Source organism: Streptomyces alboniger (genome assembly GCF_008704395.1).
GTDB lineage: Bacteria > Actinomycetota > Actinomycetes > Streptomycetales > Streptomycetaceae > Streptomyces > Streptomyces alboniger.
Genome location: NZ_CP023695.1, coordinates 2981681 through 2996981, shown reverse-complemented (window position 1 = coordinate 2996981; position 15301 = coordinate 2981681). Strand labels below are relative to the sequence as shown.

At 70.9% G+C, this 15301-nt stretch carries 15 protein-coding genes; 6 read left to right on the top strand and 9 right to left on the bottom strand.

What is annotated here, in order from left to right; translation table 11 throughout:
- The first annotated feature begins 164 nt into the window (after window positions 1–164).
- The 3 genes from CP975_RS13185 to CP975_RS13175 all read left to right on the top strand — a co-directional run bounded on the left by CP975_RS13185 (window position 165) and on the right by CP975_RS13175 (window position 3833).
- Window positions 165–1964 (top strand): DEAD/DEAH box helicase, encoded by a 1800-nt coding sequence (locus CP975_RS13185; RefSeq protein ID WP_055530483.1) that lies wholly within the window; start codon window positions 165–167, stop codon window positions 1962–1964.
- A gap of 246 nt (window positions 1965–2210) precedes the next feature.
- A complete protein-coding gene (locus tag CP975_RS13180; RefSeq protein WP_030794946.1) occupies window positions 2211–2852 on the top strand; it encodes an IclR family transcriptional regulator in 642 nt (213 codons plus the stop codon).
- A gap of 171 nt (window positions 2853–3023) precedes the next feature.
- Complete coding sequence (locus CP975_RS13175) at window positions 3024–3833, top strand: S16 family serine protease (protein ID WP_055530485.1); 810 nt, start codon at window positions 3024–3026, stop codon at window positions 3831–3833.
- Between the two features lie 149 nt (window positions 3834–3982).
- On the opposite strand, the gene CP975_RS13165 is transcribed toward CP975_RS13175, so the two are convergent.
- The 6 genes from CP975_RS13165 to CP975_RS13140 form a co-directional block, all read right to left on the bottom strand.
- Complete coding sequence (locus tag CP975_RS13165) at window positions 3983–4570, bottom strand: winged helix-turn-helix domain-containing protein (RefSeq protein ID WP_055530487.1); 588 nt, start codon at window positions 4568–4570, stop codon at window positions 3983–3985.
- Window positions 4571–4644: 74 nt separating this feature from the next.
- Window positions 4645–5613 (bottom strand): glycine betaine ABC transporter substrate-binding protein, encoded by a 969-nt coding sequence (locus CP975_RS13160; RefSeq protein WP_055530489.1) that lies wholly within the window; start codon window positions 5611–5613, stop codon window positions 4645–4647.
- Window positions 5610–6413, bottom strand: coding sequence for an ABC transporter permease (locus tag CP975_RS13155; protein WP_055530492.1), 804 nt, complete (start codon window positions 6411–6413; stop codon window positions 5610–5612). Before CP975_RS13155 ends, CP975_RS13160 begins: the two co-directional genes overlap by 4 nt.
- On the bottom strand, window positions 6410–7672 hold the full coding sequence (locus CP975_RS13150; protein ID WP_055530494.1) for a betaine/proline/choline family ABC transporter ATP-binding protein: 1263 nt from the start codon (window positions 7670–7672) through the stop codon (window positions 6410–6412). Before CP975_RS13150 ends, CP975_RS13155 begins: the two co-directional genes overlap by 4 nt.
- Window positions 7665–8312 carry an ABC transporter permease gene (locus tag CP975_RS13145; protein ID WP_055530496.1) on the bottom strand — a complete coding sequence of 216 codons (648 nt, stop codon included), beginning with the start codon at window positions 8310–8312 and terminating at the stop codon, window positions 7665–7667. Before CP975_RS13145 ends, CP975_RS13150 begins: the two co-directional genes overlap by 8 nt.
- 63 nt (window positions 8313–8375) lie before the next feature.
- On the bottom strand, window positions 8376–8846 hold the full coding sequence (locus CP975_RS13140) for an Lrp/AsnC family transcriptional regulator (RefSeq protein ID WP_030794967.1): 471 nt from the start codon (window positions 8844–8846) through the stop codon (window positions 8376–8378).
- A gap of 121 nt (window positions 8847–8967) precedes the next feature.
- Between CP975_RS13140 and hppD the strand changes: the two genes are divergently transcribed.
- The gene (hppD, locus tag CP975_RS13135) at window positions 8968–10125 is read left to right on the top strand and encodes a 4-hydroxyphenylpyruvate dioxygenase (RefSeq protein WP_055530498.1); all 1158 of its coding nucleotides are present in this window, start codon (window positions 8968–8970) and stop codon (window positions 10123–10125) included.
- 85 nt (window positions 10126–10210) lie between these two features.
- On the opposite strand, the gene CP975_RS13130 is transcribed toward hppD, so the two are convergent.
- On the bottom strand, window positions 10211–10939 hold the full coding sequence (locus tag CP975_RS13130) for an alpha/beta hydrolase (RefSeq protein WP_246201493.1): 729 nt from the start codon (window positions 10937–10939) through the stop codon (window positions 10211–10213).
- A 99-nt stretch (window positions 10940–11038) separates the two neighbouring features.
- Window positions 11039–11596, bottom strand: coding sequence for a quercetin 2,3-dioxygenase (locus CP975_RS13125; protein WP_055530500.1), 558 nt, complete (start codon window positions 11594–11596; stop codon window positions 11039–11041).
- 88 nt (window positions 11597–11684) lie between these two features.
- Here CP975_RS13125 and CP975_RS13120 point away from each other — a divergent pair, with 88 nt between their 5' ends.
- On the top strand, window positions 11685–12116 hold the full coding sequence (locus CP975_RS13120) for a MarR family winged helix-turn-helix transcriptional regulator (RefSeq protein ID WP_055530503.1): 432 nt from the start codon (window positions 11685–11687) through the stop codon (window positions 12114–12116).
- A gap of 57 nt (window positions 12117–12173) precedes the next feature.
- Here CP975_RS13120 and CP975_RS13115 read toward each other — a convergent pair whose 3' ends face one another.
- Window positions 12174–13745: a tetratricopeptide repeat protein gene (locus CP975_RS13115; RefSeq protein WP_246201492.1), complete on the bottom strand. Its 1572-nt coding sequence runs from the start codon at window positions 13743–13745 to the stop codon at window positions 12174–12176.
- 181 nt (window positions 13746–13926) lie between these two features.
- On the opposite strand from CP975_RS13115, the gene CP975_RS13110 reads away from it, so the two are divergent.
- Window positions 13927–15297, top strand: a complete 1371-nt coding sequence (locus tag CP975_RS13110; RefSeq protein ID WP_055530509.1) for an FAD-binding oxidoreductase — start codon at window positions 13927–13929, stop codon at window positions 15295–15297.
- Window positions 15298–15301: the final 4 nt, after the last annotated feature.

Sequence of the window (15301 nt, the reverse complement as noted above, 5' to 3'; positions counted from 1 at the left end):
GACATCGAACCCCGGGCCAGGTGCGGGGGGCCGGGGTGGGGCGGGGCTCTGTGACCCGCCTCCCACATCGAGGCGCGGGGGGCCGTTGACGGGTTCCCGGTGGCGGCCCACCGGTAAGGTGGCCCGGTTGTCGTACGTACCCGAGCTGCAAAATCCCGGAGACCGTGACTACCACCAGCGCCGCCGCCAACTCCTCCCACCACCTCTCGCCCGCCTTCCCCGGCCGTGCGCCGTGGGGCACCGCCAACAAGCTGCGTGCCTGGCAGCAGGGCGCGATGGAGCGGTACCTCCAGGAGCAGCCGCGAGACTTCCTCGCCGTCGCCACCCCCGGCGCCGGCAAGACGACGTTCGCGCTCACGCTCGCGTCCTGGCTGCTGCACCACCACGTCGTACAGCAGGTCACCGTGGTCGCGCCCACCGAGCACCTGAAGAAGCAGTGGGCGGAGGCGGCCGCTCGTATCGGCATCAAGCTGGACCCGGAGTACAGCGCGGGGCCGCTCAGCAAGGAGTACCACGGCGTCGCCGTGACCTACGCGGGCGTCGGCGTGCGGCCGATGCTGCACCGCAACCGCTCCGAGCAGCGCAAGACGCTCGTCATCCTCGACGAGATCCACCACGCCGGTGACTCGAAGTCCTGGGGCGAGGCGTGCCTCGAAGCGTTCGAGCCCGCCACGCGGCGGCTCGCGCTCACCGGTACGCCCTTCCGGTCCGACACCAACCCCATCCCCTTCGTCACGTACGAGGAAGGGAATGACGGCATCCGGCGGTCCTCCGCCGACTACACCTACGGCTATGGCAGCGCGCTCGGCGACGGCGTCGTGCGGCCGGTGATCTTCCTGTCGTACTCGGGCAACATGCGGTGGCGTACGAAGGCGGGGGACGAGATCGCCGCCCGGCTCGGCGAGCCGATGACCAAGGACGCCGTCTCGCAGGCCTGGCGGACCGCGCTCGATCCGCGCGGCGACTGGATGCCGAACGTGCTCAAGGCCGCCGACAAGCGGCTCACCGAGGTCAGGAAGGCCATCCCCGACGCGGGCGGCCTCGTCATCGCCTCCGACCAGGACTCCGCTCGCGCCTACGCCAAGCTGATCCGCGAGATCACCGGCACCAAGGCGACGGTCGTCCTCTCCGACGACGCCGGGGCCTCCAAGCGCATCGACGACTTCAGCGAGGGCACCGACCGGTGGATGGTCGCCGTCCGCATGGTGTCCGAGGGCGTCGACGTGCCGCGCCTCGCGGTGGGTGTGTACGCGACCACGATCTCGACGCCGCTCTTCTTCGCGCAGGCCGTCGGCCGCTTCGTACGGTCCAGGCGGCGCGGCGAGACCGCGTCCGTCTTTCTGCCGACCGTCCCTGACCTGCTGACCTTCGCCAACGAGATGGAGGTCGAGCGCGACCACGCCCTCGACAAGCCGAAGAAGGAGGGGGAGGAGGACCCCTACGCCGAGTCCGAGCAGGAGATGGACGAGGCGAACAAGGAGCAGGACGAGGACACCGGCGAGCAGGAGCAGTTCTCCTTCGAGGCGCTGGAGTCCGAGGCCGTCTTCGACCGCGTGCTGTTCGACGGCGCCGAGTTCGGCATGCAGGCGCACCCGGGCAGCGAGGAGGAGCAGGACTACCTGGGCATCCCCGGTCTCCTCGAACCCGACCAGGTGCAGATGCTGCTCCAGAAGCGGCAGGCCCGGCAGATCGCGCACAGCAGGAAGAAGCCCGACGAGGAGGCCGACCTGCTCGAACTGCCCGCCGAGCGGCGGCCGGTGGTCTCCCACAAGGAGCTGCTCGGACTGCGGAAGCAGCTCAACACGATGGTCGGCGCGTACGTCCACCAGAGCGGCAAACCGCACGGCGTGATCCACACCGAGCTGCGGCGCACCTGCGGCGGGCCGCCGAGCGCGGAGGCCACGGCGGGGCAGCTGCGGCAGCGCATCGAGAAGGTGCAGGAATGGGCCACCCGCATGAAGTGACACCCCCCGCGTAACGGGGCAATCGGGGGCGCCCGGGACGTCTCCCTGACCGGATTCTGGACGGAGTCTTCCGCTGAGCGGGACGGCCTCGCTACTGTCCCCGCAACGCACACGCCCCGTGGCAGCGCCGCCGCGGAGCGCAGCCGGTGTTCCGACCGGCGGCCTCTGACGCGCGTCGCCACACGGGACCGGCGGCGCAACCGCCGCGTAAAGGGGCCGCCGACCCTCACTTAAGGAGTGGGCGTCGTGACCGCGGAGACATCCCAGACGCTGGATCGAGGACTGCGCGTCCTCAAGCTGCTGGCCGACACCGACCATGGCCTCACGGTCACCGAGCTGTCCAACAAGCTCGGCGTGAACCGCACCGTGGTGTACCGGCTGCTCGCCACGCTCGAACAGCACGCGCTCGTCCGGCGTGACCTCGGCGGGCGCGCCCGCGTCGGCCTCGGTGTGCTGCGCCTCGGCCGCCAGGTGCACCCGCTGGTGCGGGAGGCCGCGCTGCCGGCCCTGCGGTCGCTGGCCGAGGACATCGGGGCGACGGCGCATCTGACGCTCGTCGACGGGACGGAAGCCCTCGCCGTCGCGGTGGTGGAGCCGACGTGGACGGACTATCACGTGGCGTACCGCACGGGTTTCCGCCACCCGCTGGACCGGGGCGCCGCCGGGCGCGCCATCCTCGCGGCCCGGCAGAGCCCGGTGACCGACCCCGGGTACGCGCTCACCCACGGCGAGCTGGAGGCCGGGGCGAGCGGGGCCGCGGCGCCCCTGGTCGGGGTGACGGGCATCGAAGGCAGCGTGGGCGTGGTGATGCTGGCGGACTCCGTGCCGGAGAGGGTGGGGCCGCGGGTGGTGGATGCGGCTCGTGAGGTCGCGGACGCGCTGCGCTGAGCTGGGGCGGGGTTTGTCGCCGGCTGCGCCTGGCTCGTCCTCAAACGCCGGACGGGCTTGATCCCGCCGGCTGCGCCGAGCTTGTCCTCAATCGCCGGACGGGCTGGATATTCCGCGCGCTCGTCCTTGACCGCCGGGCCGGTACCTTTTTCGTCGCGTTAGATTGATCCCGTGGCTTTCTCCTTCCCTCACTTCACCCGGCCCCAGGCCCTCACCGTCTGCGCCCTGCCCGTCGTGGCCCTGGTCGCCGTCGCGGCGGTCGCGCCGTTGCCGTTCGCCGTGGCTCAGCCCGGCGGCACGGCGAACGTCCTGGGGAAGCACGAGGGCAAACCGGTGCTCACGATCACCGGCGTGCCCACCCGTGAGCCGAAGGGCGTCCTGCGCATGACGACCATCGTGGCGACGGGGCCGCAGATGGACGTGCGGCTCGGTGACGTGGTCGACGGGTGGTTCCGTACCGACCGGGCCGTGATGCCGAAGGACTCCGTCTATCCGACCGGCGACAACGTGAAGGAAGTCCGCGAGCACAACCTCGGCGACATGAAGAAGTCGCAGGACGACGCCACGAAGGCGGCGCTGGCCTATCTGAAGGCGACCGGCTCGGACGACACCGGCAAGGTGAAGGTCCAGGCCGACCTCGGCAAGATCGGCGGCCCCAGCGCGGGCCTGTTCCTGTCGCTCGGCATCATCGACAAGCTGGACGGCGACGGCAGCGGCGGCGATCTCACGGGCGGCCGGGACATCGCGGGCACCGGCACGATCACCGCCTCCGGCGAGGTGGGCCCGGTCGGCGGAGTGGCCCTGAAGACCAAGGCTGCGCGGCGCGACGGTGCGACGGTCTTCCTGGTCCCGAAGGCCGAGTGCGCGGACGCCGGGGCGGAGCTGCCGAAGGGCCTGCGCCTCGTCCCCGTCACGACGCTGAAGGGAACGGTCGAGGCGCTGCGGGCGCTGAACAAGGGCGGCGAGGTCCCGAGCTGCTGACCAGGCGCAGGCCCAACTCGACGAGGGTCCAGCCGAGTTGAGTACGCAGCTGGGGGCGCCTCTGCCGCGGGGGTGCGGCTCGCCGTAAGTCGGCGGCGCGGTCGTGGTGGAGCCTCAGGTGCAGGTCGGAGTGCATGGTCGTCCGCCGTTCAGTCGGTGGGGCGCGTCGGAATGAGCTGTGTCTGGAGGCGGACCGGGGCGGCTCGTGGGTCGTCCTTGTCGCTCGCCGACTCGCGGTAGCCCTCGATGACCTCGTGGATCCTGTCCTTCAGCTCGGCGGTCCGTTCGGGGGTCAGGTGCAGCAGGAAGTCGCTCATGTCCGAGGCGGCGATCCACTCCTCGGGCCATTCATGGCGCGTGCCGACCCACGTGGACAGCGCTTCGATGTAGAGGGACGCCACTTCGTGGAGGTAGAGCTGGGCAGCCCCGCGCACGGTCGGGTCCGCGTCACGCAGCAGCGCGTCGTCGAAACTCGTCCCCTGGTGCGCCGCCCGCCACCACCGCTCCCGCCCCTTGCCCCGCTCAGGGGCGTCCTCGACGAACCCGTGCGCCGCCAGTTGCCGCAGGTGGTAGCTGGTCGACCCGCTCGACTCGCCGAGCCGGACGCCCAGTTGGGAGGCGGTGGCGGGGCCGTCACGCCGCAGCGAACCCAGCAGGCGGATCCGCAGCGGATGAGCGAGCCCGCGCAGAGAGCGGGCGTCCAGCGTGACCAGCTTGCGCGCCTTGGGTGCTGTCATAACCGTCAGCGTAGGCATGCAAAGACTCCGTTGCAACGGTTTTTGCAACGGAGTCTTTGCAACTTCCGGGAGGTCTACTCCCTCACGAACCCCTCCTGGATCAGCCACTCCTTCGCCACCGCGTGCGGATCCTGGCCCTCCACGTCCACCTTGGAGTTGAGGTCCCGCGCCACCGTGTTGTTCAGCTTCCTGGTGATGGGGGCCAGCACCTCCGCCATCTCGGGGTGTTCCTTGAGGGACTCGCTGTTGATCTCGGGCGCCGCGTTGTAGTTGGGGAAGAAGCGCTTGTCGTCCTCCATCGTCGTCAGGTCCATCGCCTTGATGCGGCCGTCGGTGGTGAAGACCTCGCCGTACGTGCACGTCCCCTTGGACGCCTGCGTGTAGATGATGCCGGTGTCCATCTTGGTGATGTTGGCGGACGGGACGCTCATCCCGTACTCCTTCTGCATGCCGGGCAGCCCGTCCTCGCGGGACGAGAACTCGCTCTCCACGCAGAGCGTGACCGCCTTCGGGTCGGACTTGGCGAGGTCCGCCACGTCCGAGAGCGTCTTCGTCTTGTACTTCTGCGCGTTCCGCCGGTTCATCGCCAGCGCGTACGTGTTGTTGAGGGTGGCCGGCTCCAGCCAGGTGATGCCGTTCTCCAGGTCGGCGTCCCGCACCGCCCGCCACTGCTTCCGGGGGTCGTCGATGGGCTCGGTGTTGCCCTGGTACGTGATCCAGGCGGTGCCCGTGTACTCGTACATGGCGTCCGCGTCACCGCCCTTGACGGCCTCGCGCGCGCCGATCGAACCCTGGATGCCCGTGCGGTCGAGGACGTCCGCGCCCGCCGCCTGGAAGGCGATGCCCATGATCGCGCCGAGGATCAGCTGCTCGGTGAACTCCTTGGAGGTGACGGTGAGATCGGCGCCCTTGAGGGGCAGGCCCCGGCCCACCGAGCCGGGCCGCACGTCGTCCACCATGGGGCTGCCGCTGGTGAGACCGCAGCTCATCAGCAGGGCCCCCGCCATCACGGCGAGCGCACCCGTACGCCACGTAACCCTCATGACCGCACCTCCAACCCCCGTGGACGCAGCACCAGTTCGGCCAGCGAGGCCAGCCAGTCCACCAGCAGCGCGAGCGCGATCGTCAGGATCGAGCCGAGCATCAGGACCGGCATGCGCTGGTTGGTCATCCCCGTCGTGATCAGGTCGCCGAGGCCGCCGCCCCCGCCGAAGGTGGCGAGGGTGGCCGTGCCGACGTTCAGGACGAGGGCCGTGCGCACGCCCGCGAGGATCAGCGGGACGGCGAGGGGGAGTTCGACCCTGCCGAGAACGCCCAGCGGGGACATGCCGATGCCGCGCGCCGCTTCGAGCAGCGTCGGGTCGTTCGCCTTCAGGCCCGCGATCGTGTTGGACAGCACCGGCAGCACGGCGTAGACGATGATGCCGATCAGGGCCGCCTTCTCGCCGATGCCCAGCCAGATCACCAGCAGGGCGAGGAGGCCGATCGCGGGCGTCGCCTGGCCGATGTTGGCCAGGGCCATCGCGGCGGGCGCCGCCCTGCGCAGCTTCCCCCGGGTCAGCAGGATGCCGAGCGGAATGGCGATGATCAGCACGAAGAAGGTGGAGATCGCGGTGAGTTCGATGTGCTGGCGCAGCCTCAGCCACACGTTTCCGTTCGCCAGCGCGTTCTTGGAGATGGAGTCGAGCTCGGCCTGCTGGAACCACCACCAGGTGAGCAGCAGGACCACCGCGAGCACGGCGGGCAGGAACGTCACCTTCTGCCAGGTGACCCGGCGCGGCTGCCGGTCCGGCTCCCGGGGCGGCGGGTCCTCCCCCTCGGGGCGGCGCTCGTCGGCACTCATGCCTTCGCCGCCCCTCCGAGGTCCCCGTGGCCCGCGCCCTCCTGCTCCTCGTGGGTCAGCCGGGCCCGCTGCTCCTCCAGTTCGTGCTGGTGCTCGACGGCATCGAGGCGGTCGGCCTCCAGCATCTCGTGCACGGAGTTCATCAGCGTCTCCATGTCGACGACGCCCGTGTACTCGCCGCGCCGCCCGGTCACCGCGACCCGGCCCGCGTTGTCCGTGAGGACCGCCTCCAGCGCGTCGCGCAGCGTGGCGTCGCGGGTCACCGTGTCGTGGACGAGGGTGCCCGCGCGGGCCAGGGAGCCCTTGGCGCGCATCAGGTCGCCGCGGCGCAGCCACTTGTAGGGGCGGCCGCGCTTGTCGAGCAGGAGCAGTTCGTTCACGCCGCTCACACGCAGCTTGTCGAAGATCGTCTGGAGTGGGTCGTCGACGGTCACCGTCGGGATGTCGGCGATCTCCACATCGCGTACGCGCGTGAGGTTGAGGCGCTTGAGGGCCGCCCCCGCGCCCACGAAGCCGGACACGAAGTCGTCGGCGGGGTTGGTGAGGATCGCCTCGGGGGTGTCGAACTGCGCGATGTGCGAGCGCTCCCGCAGGACGGCGATGCGGTCGCCGAGCTTGATGGCCTCGTCGAAGTCGTGCGTGACGAAGACGATCGTCTTGTGCAGCTCGTGCTGGAGCCGGATCAGCTCGTCCTGGAGGTGGTCGCGGGTGATCGGGTCGACCGCGCCGAACGGCTCGTCCATCAGGAGGACGGGCGGGTCCGCCGCCAACGCCCGCGCCACTCCCACCCGTTGCTGCTGGCCGCCCGAGAGCTGGCGCGGATAGCGGCCGTGGAACTCGCCCGGGTCGAGGCCGACCAGATCGAGCATCTCCTCCACCCGCGACGCGATCCGCGCCTTCCCCCAGCCGATCATTTTCGGCACGAGTGCGATGTTCTGGGCGACTGTCATGTGCGGGAAGAGGCCGGACGACTGGATGGCGTACCCGACCTTGCGGCGCAGCTTCACCGGGTCGATGTCGGTGACGTCCTCGCCGTCGATGCGGATGCGGCCGCTGGTCGGCTCGATGAGGCGGTTGATCATCTTCAGGGTCGTCGACTTACCGCAGCCGGACGGGCCGACGAAGATGACGGTCTCGCCCGCCTTGATCTCCATGCTGACGCTGTCCACGGCCGGCTCGTGGCTGCCGGGGTAGCGCTTGGTCAGGTTGTCCAGCTCGATCGTGGCCCCGGAGGTGGCGGCGGCGGTGGTCTCAGACACGGATACCCCTTGAGATCGTCAGCCGGCCGATCAGGACGTACGCGGCGTCGAAGAGCAGCGCCAGGACGATGATGCCCAGCGTGCCCGCGAGCACTTGGTTGAGCGCGTTCTTGCTGCCGAGCGAGCCGATGCCGCGGAAGATCTCGTTGCCGAGGCCCGGCCCCGACGCGTACGCGGCGATGGCCGCGATGCCCATCAGCATCTGGGTGGAGACCCGGATGCCGGTCAGGATCGGCGGCCAGGCGATCGGCAGCTCGACCTTGAAGAGCCGGGCGATCCTCGACATCCCGATGCCCTTCGCCGCGTCGACGAGCGAGGGGTCGACGCCGCGCAGGCCGACGATGGCGTTGCGCACGATCGGGAGCAGGCCGTAGAGGGTCAGCGCGATGACGGTCGGCGCGACACCGAGCCCGACCACCGGGATCAGCAGACCGATCATGGCGAGCGAGGGGATGGTGAGGATGGTGGAGGTGGTGGTCGTGGCCAGGTTGCCCGCCCACTCGCTGCGGTAGGTGAGGACGCCGATCAGCACGCCGATGAGGGTCGCCACGACCATGCACTGGAAGACGGCGCTCGCGTGCTGGTACGCGTCCGTCAGCAACTGTTGGTGCCGGTTGCCGAGGTAGTCCCAGAAGTTCACTGAAGTGCTCACCTCGCCTTTCCCGGAGCGCCTCGCTCGGCGAAGCGCTCAGGGGTCGTCGACTCAGGGGTCTTCGGACGCCTGCTCCACGAGCGGGATGATCCGCAGCGGAACGGGGTTTTCCATGACGATCGCCGTGGAAGCCCGGACGATGCCATCAAAACCCACGACGCGGTCGATCACACGTTGGAGATCGGCGTTCGACCGGGCCACGAGGCGGCAGAGCATATCGCCGTGGCCCGTGATGGTGTGCAGTTCGAGCACCTCGGCGACGGTCGCCAAGTGGGCCCGTACGTCCGCGCCCTGGCCCTGCTTGATCTCCAGCGTCGCGAACGCGGTGACGGGGTAGCCGAGCGCCGCCGGATCGACCTCCGGGCCGAAGCCGCGGATGACTCCATTGGACTGAAGCCGGTCCATCCGCGCCTGCACCGTGCCGCGCGCGACACCGAGCCTGCGGGACGCCTCAAGAACCCCGATACGCGGCTCCCGCGCCAGGAGCACGATGAGCCTGCCGTCCAGATGATCGATCGCCATACGCCCTCCGGGGTGGTCATCATGTACAGATAGCCCGGCCATCCTCGCCAACCACTGGGCAGTTTGACCACTGAAAACGCCAACTATTGCGCACCTTGTCAATCGGCGGGAGCCTCAGCACATGGCAGCTACTTCGACGAACCCCACCCACACAACCCCGGACACCGCGCGCGAGGCAGACCCCTTCCCGGTCAAGGGAATGGACGCGGTCGTCTTCGCCGTGGGCAACGCCAAGCAGGCCGCGCACTACTACTCCACCGCCTTCGGCATGAAGCTCGTGGCCTACTCCGGACCGGAGAACGGCAGCCGCGAGACCGCCAGTTACGTGCTGACGAACGGCGCCGCCCGCTTCGTCCTCACCTCCGTCATCAAGGCCTCCACCGAGCGGGGCCAGTTCCTCGCCTCCCACGTGGCCGAGCACGGTGACGGCGTCGTCGACCTCGCCATCGAGGTGCCGGACGCGCGCGCCGCGTACGCCTACGCCGTCGAGCACGGCGCGCGCGGCATCACCGAGCCGTACGAGGAGAAGGACGAGAACGGCACGGTCGTCCTCGCCGCCATCGCCACCTACGGCAAGACCCGCCACACGCTGGTGGAGCGCACCGACTACGACGGTCCTTATCTGCCCGGTTTCGTCGCCGCGAAGCCCCTCGTCGAGCCCCCGGCCAAGCGGACCTTCCAGGCGATCGACCACTGCGTCGGCAACGTGGAACTCGGCAGGATGAACGAGTGGGTCGCCTTCTACAACAAGGTCATGGGCTTCACGAACATGAAGGAGTTCGTGGGCGACGACATCGCGACCGAGTACAGCGCGCTGATGTCGAAGGTGGTGGCCGACGGGACGCTGAAGGTCAAGTTCCCGATCAACGAGCCCGCCATCGCCAAGAAGAAGTCGCAGATCGACGAGTACCTGGAGTTCTACGGCGGCGCGGGCGTCCAGCACATCGCGCTCGCCACGAACGACATCGTCGAGTCCGTGCGCACGATGCGCGCGGCGGGCGTGCAGTTCCTGGACACCCCGGACTCGTACTACGACACCCTCGGCGAGTGGGCCGGTGAGACCCGGGTGCCCGTGGAGACCCTGCGCGAGCTGAAGATCCTCGTCGACCGCGACGAGGACGGCTATCTGCTCCAGATCTTCACCAAGCCGGTCCAGGACCGGCCGACCGTGTTCTTCGAGATGATCGAGCGGCACGGGTCGATGGGCTTCGGCAAGGGCAACTTCAAGGCGCTGTTCGAGGCGATCGAGCGGGAGCAGGAGAAGCGGGGCAACCTGTAAGCGGGGTTGACCGCGGGCTGCGCCCAGCTCGTCCTCCATCGCCGGACAGGCTCAAGTACCCCTGCCTGTCCGGCGATCGGGCGTCTCAGAGGCCCGCGCGGCCGCGGGCGAAATCCGGCGAGCGCGTGAAGATGCTCTCCACCTCCGCATCGTCAAGACCGCCCCAGGCGTGGCCCGCCCCCGGCACCGTCCACAGTTCCGCCCCGGCCCCCGCCCGCTGGAGCGCGGCCGCCAGCGACGCGCTGTGCGAGTGGTCCACCAGGGTGTCCGCGTCGCCGTGGGCGAGCAGGAACGGCGGGGCTCCCGAGGCGACTTGGGCCAGTGGGCTGGCCGCCTCGGCCCGCTCCGGGACGGCCGCAGGGGCCGCGCCCAGCAGGCGTGCCTCCGGAGTGGCGGGGTCCTCGGGGGTGAAGTGACCCCGCCGGGTGGTCAGATCGCTCGGGCCGTACCAGATCACGGCGCCCGCCGGGCCCGGTTCGCCCAGCGCGAGGAGCGAGGCGAGGTGGCCGCCCGCGGAGTCGCCCCAGACCACGGTCCGCCCGGTGTCGACGCCGAGTTCCCCGTCGCGCAGGGCGAGCCAGCGCAGGGCTGCCCGCAGGTCGTCCAGCGGGGCGGGGAAGCGGGCCGATGCGGGCGAGGGGCCCCGGCGACCATTGCCGGGTGCGCAGGCCCATGTCGTCGCGGCGCCCCATGCGCCAGGCGCCGCCGTGCACGAAGAGCACCAGCGGGGCCGGACCGTCCCCGGCGGCGGCCCCGGGCAGCCACAGGTCGAGTTCCAGGGGGCGGCTGCCGTCGGCCTGGAAGTAGGGCACACCGCGCAGCTCGCGCACGCCGGGCTCGCGCGGGGCCGCGGGCGGCAGGGGGGCCACGTCCGGGTGGGGGGAGGCGATCAGCTCTCGCAGCGCGGGCCCGGTCACCGGGTGCGCCACTGGTGGTCGGGCAGGAAGTTCACGTCGTACCGCTCGGGGACCGTGCCGAACGTGTGGGGTTCGGGGATCAGCGGCCGGTGCGGCAGGCCGTGTGCCTGCGTGGGCGCGCCGAGGTTCTCGAAGAACCGCTCGAAGGTGCCGCCGGGGCCCGCGGCGACGCCGACGACCTGGCTGTGGTGGCGCTCCATGCGGTAGGCGTGCGCGCAGTTCTTCGGTACGAAGCCGAAGTCGCCGGGGGTGAGCAGCTTCTCCTGCTGGAGGCCCTCGGTGTCCTCGACGAAGAGGCGGACGGCGCCCTGGGTGACGTAGAAGACCTCGTGGGTGTCGGCGTGCACGTGGGCGGGGATGAGGTCGCCCTTGGGGCCCTCTACGGTGAAGAAGTTGAAGGTGTTCTCGGTCTGCTCGCCGCCCGCGTAGACGGTGATCAGATCGCCGAACAGATGGGCGCGGTCCCCCTCGCCCTTTTCGATGAAGTAGGGCTTGCCCGGTTCCGCGGGGATGCGGGAGGCGGGGCGGTACCGCGTGGCGTACTCGATGGTCATGGGTGCTCCTCGGGGCGACAGAAATGTCAGGTAGCCTGACATTAACGAGTGCCGGTGAGCAAGCCGGTGAGCACAGCAGCGAGGAAGAATGCCGTCCGATCAGCGCGACCTGACCCAACTCCTCGGCGAGGCCCGCCGCTGGTTCGAGGAAGGACTCTCCGCGGCCATGGCCGCGGCCGGCGAGACCCCGGTCTCCCCGACGCAGGTGCAGCTCTGCTCCGTACTGGACGACGAGGGCACCACCGTCTCCGAACTGGCGCGGCGCATGGGCGTCACCCGCCAGACCGCCCACCAGGCCGTGCACGGCCTGGTCGCTGCCGGAATCCTCGAACAGGTCCCGGACCCCGCGTCCGCCCGGCAACGGCTCATCCGGCGCACCCCCGAGGGCGAGCGCGCCCACCGCCGGGCGAGGGCGGCCATCGCCCGCCTGGAGGAACAGCTCGCCGAACGCATCGGCGAGGAGCTGACCGGTGCCCTGCGCACGGCCCTGGAGACACCGTGGGGCCCGGTCCCGCGCTGAACGCCTACTTCGGATCGTCGATCTGGGGGCTCGCGCCGTCACCAGCGGCGCAGGCTCTCAGCTCCCCGGTGACGCCGTGCGCGCCGGGGCGGTCCGCGTGGACTGCCGGGGCGTGCTCGGTGTTCCGCGGCGCGTCGTCGACTGGCGCGGCGTGGTCTGGCGCGACGAGGAGCCGCGAGGTGTCAGCTGGCGCGGGCTCGTCCACCGCGCCGCCGCCGGGGCCGGGGCGGGCTCCACCGGCGCGTACATCTGCGCGGGCCCGCCCTCCGGCGGCTCGCCCAGCGCCTCCATGGCCTGCTTCGCCTCGCGCACGGCCAGCGGCGAGAAGTAGGGGTTGATCCGCAGGGCCTCCCCGATGTGCCGTCGCGCCGCCCCGTACCAGCCGAGCTGCCGCTCGATCTCCCCCCGGTGGTAGGCGAACAGCGCGCTGCGCGGACCGTCCTTCATCGCCTTCGTCACCAGCTTCAGGCCCGCCTCGCCGTCCCCGGAGAGGTGCAGCGCCCAGCCCAGCGCGTCCGCCGTCTGCGGATTGCCGTGCCGCTTGTACTCCGCCCTCAGCCGCTCCACCGCCGCCTCGGGGTCACCGTGGTCCGCCTCGAACAGGCCGAGGACCCGTTCGTTGTTCACGCCGCCCGCGCTCTCCTGCTTCACCCGCGCCCGCAGCATGTCGTACTGGGCGCGCGCGGCCGGGCGCAGCTTCAGCGACTCGTACAGCTCGCCCAGCTCCAGGGCGTACTCGGGCAGCGGCTGCCTGGCGAGCGCCGAGCGGTAGGCGTGCAGCGACTCCGAGGTGCGGCCGAGGGCGGCGAGCGCGCGGCCCTTGCCCGCCAGCGAGGCGTGGTGGTCGGGGTCGGCACCGAGCGCTGCCTCGTAGTAGCGGAGCGCCTGGGCGGGCTCGCCCCGCTCCCACGCCAGCTCCCCGACGCGGTGCAGGCCCGCGGCCTTCTCCGCGGGGGTCCGAGCGAGCGCCGCCGCGTCGGTGAGGGCGGCGTTGGCGTCCTCGCGCCACCCGCGGTCGCGGTACACCTGCCCCGTACGCGTCTTGACCGCCGGGGCCGGGCCGAGCTTCTGGAGGGACGCCAGGGCCTTGCCGACGGCCTTGGCGTCACCGAGGCCGGTGTAGGCGTCGATCAGCGCGGGATACACCGTCCACCGCTTCGGCGCCTGCTTGGCCGCCTGCTCGCCCCACGTGCGGGCCGCGCGGAAGTCGTGCCGGACGTTCGCCAGGGCGGCCAGCCCCGTCAGGGCCTCCGGATTGCCCCGGGGCTTCGCCTTGAGCGACGTACGCAGCGCCTGCTCGGCCTTCGGGTAGTACGCGAAGTCGGCGGTGCGCGCGCCGCGCGCCACATAGGCCGAGCCGAGCACCGCCCAGGAGTGGTCGTCGCCGGGGTGCGCTCGCAGATGCGCCTCGCGCTCCCCGATGAGCGCCGCCAGATCCGGCAGCGAGGCCGGCGCCCCCGCCCCCACGGCCGCCATCGCACGCCCCGCGGGCCCGAGCGCGGGCGGCCTCCCGTCCCCGCGGTCCATCGGCACCAGCACATACGCGGCACCGGCCACCACGGCCCCCGCGACGGAGGCGACCAGTGCCCGCTTCACCGAACGCCGCACGGGGGATTTGTACGGCCCCATCGGGGATCCGTAGGACCCCATCTGGGACCTGTAGGACCCCATGGGGGGCCCGTAGGACTTCGCGGAGGACCTGTAACGCTTCATGCCGCTCACTGTGCGTCAATACGAAGAGCACATCCCGGCACGGGCCGGGCGTCGTACACGGGTTCACACCGATGGCCCCGGGTGCGAGGCTGTGATCATGAGCCGCACCCTCATCGAACTCCTCCACGAGGGCCTTCCCGCCGAGGCGGTCCTCACGGATCCCGACGTCACGTCCGCGTACTCCCACGACATGGCGAGCTTCTGCGAGGCGGGCGTGCCCGCCGTCGTGGTGCTGCCCCGCACCGTCGAGCAGGTCCAGCACGTCATGCGCACCACCACCGAGCTGCGCGTCCCCGTGGTGCCGCAGGGCGCCCGCACCGGCCTGTCCGGCGCCGCGAACGCCAGCGAGGGCTGCATCGTGCTGTCCCTCGTCAAGATGGACCGCATCCTGGAGATCAGCCCCGTCGACCGGATCGCGGTCGTCGAGCCGGGCGTCGTCAACGCCACGCTCTCCCGCGCGGTCGGCGAGCACGGCCTGTACTACCCGCCGGATCCCTCCAGTTGGGAGATGTGCACCATCGGCGGCAACATCGGCACCGCCTCCGGGGGCCTGTGCTGCGTGAAGTACGGGGTCACCGCGGAGTACGTCCTCGGGCTCGACGTCGTCCTCGCCGACGGGCGGCTCATGAGCACCGGCCGGCGCACGGCCAAGGGGGTCGCGGGCTACGACCTCACGCGCCTGTTCGTCGGCTCGGAGGGCAGCCTCGGCATCGTCGTCCGCGCCGTCCTCGCGCTGAGGCCCAAGCCGCCCCAACAGCTCGTGCTGGCAGCCGAGTTCGCCTCCACCAAGGCCGCCTGCGACGCCGTATGCAAGATCATGGAAGGCGGTCACGTCCCGTCGCTGCTCGAACTGATGGACCGTACGACCGTGAAGGCCGTGAACGCGCTGGCGAACATGGGTCTGCCCGAGACCACCGAGGCCCTGCTGCTCGCCGCCTTCGACACCCCAGGACCGGCGGCCGACCTCGCCGCCGTCGGCGCTCTCTGCGAGGCCGCGGGCGCCACCCAGGTCGTCCCGGCCGAGGACGCCGCCGAGTCCGAACTCCTGCTCCAGGCGAGGCGGTTGTCGCTCACCGCGCTCGAAGCCGTCAAGGGCACCACGATGATCGACGACGTGTGCGTGCCGCGCTCCAGGCTCGCGGACATGCTCGACGGGGTCGAGCGCATCGGCGCCAGGTACGGGCTGACCATCGGGGTCTGCGCGCACGCGGGCGACGGCAACACGCATCCGACCGTCTGCTTCGACGCGGCAGACCCCGACGAGGCCCGGCGCGCCCGCGAGTCCTTCGACGAGATCATGGCCCTCGGTCTGGAACTCGGCGGCACCATCACCGGCGAGCACGGAGTCGGCGTCCTCAAGAAGGAGTGGCTGGCGCGCGAGATCGGCCCGGTCGGGATGGAGATGCAGCGGGCCGTCAAGGCGGCCTTCGACCCGCACTCGCTCCTCAACCCGGGCAAGCTGTTCTGAGACA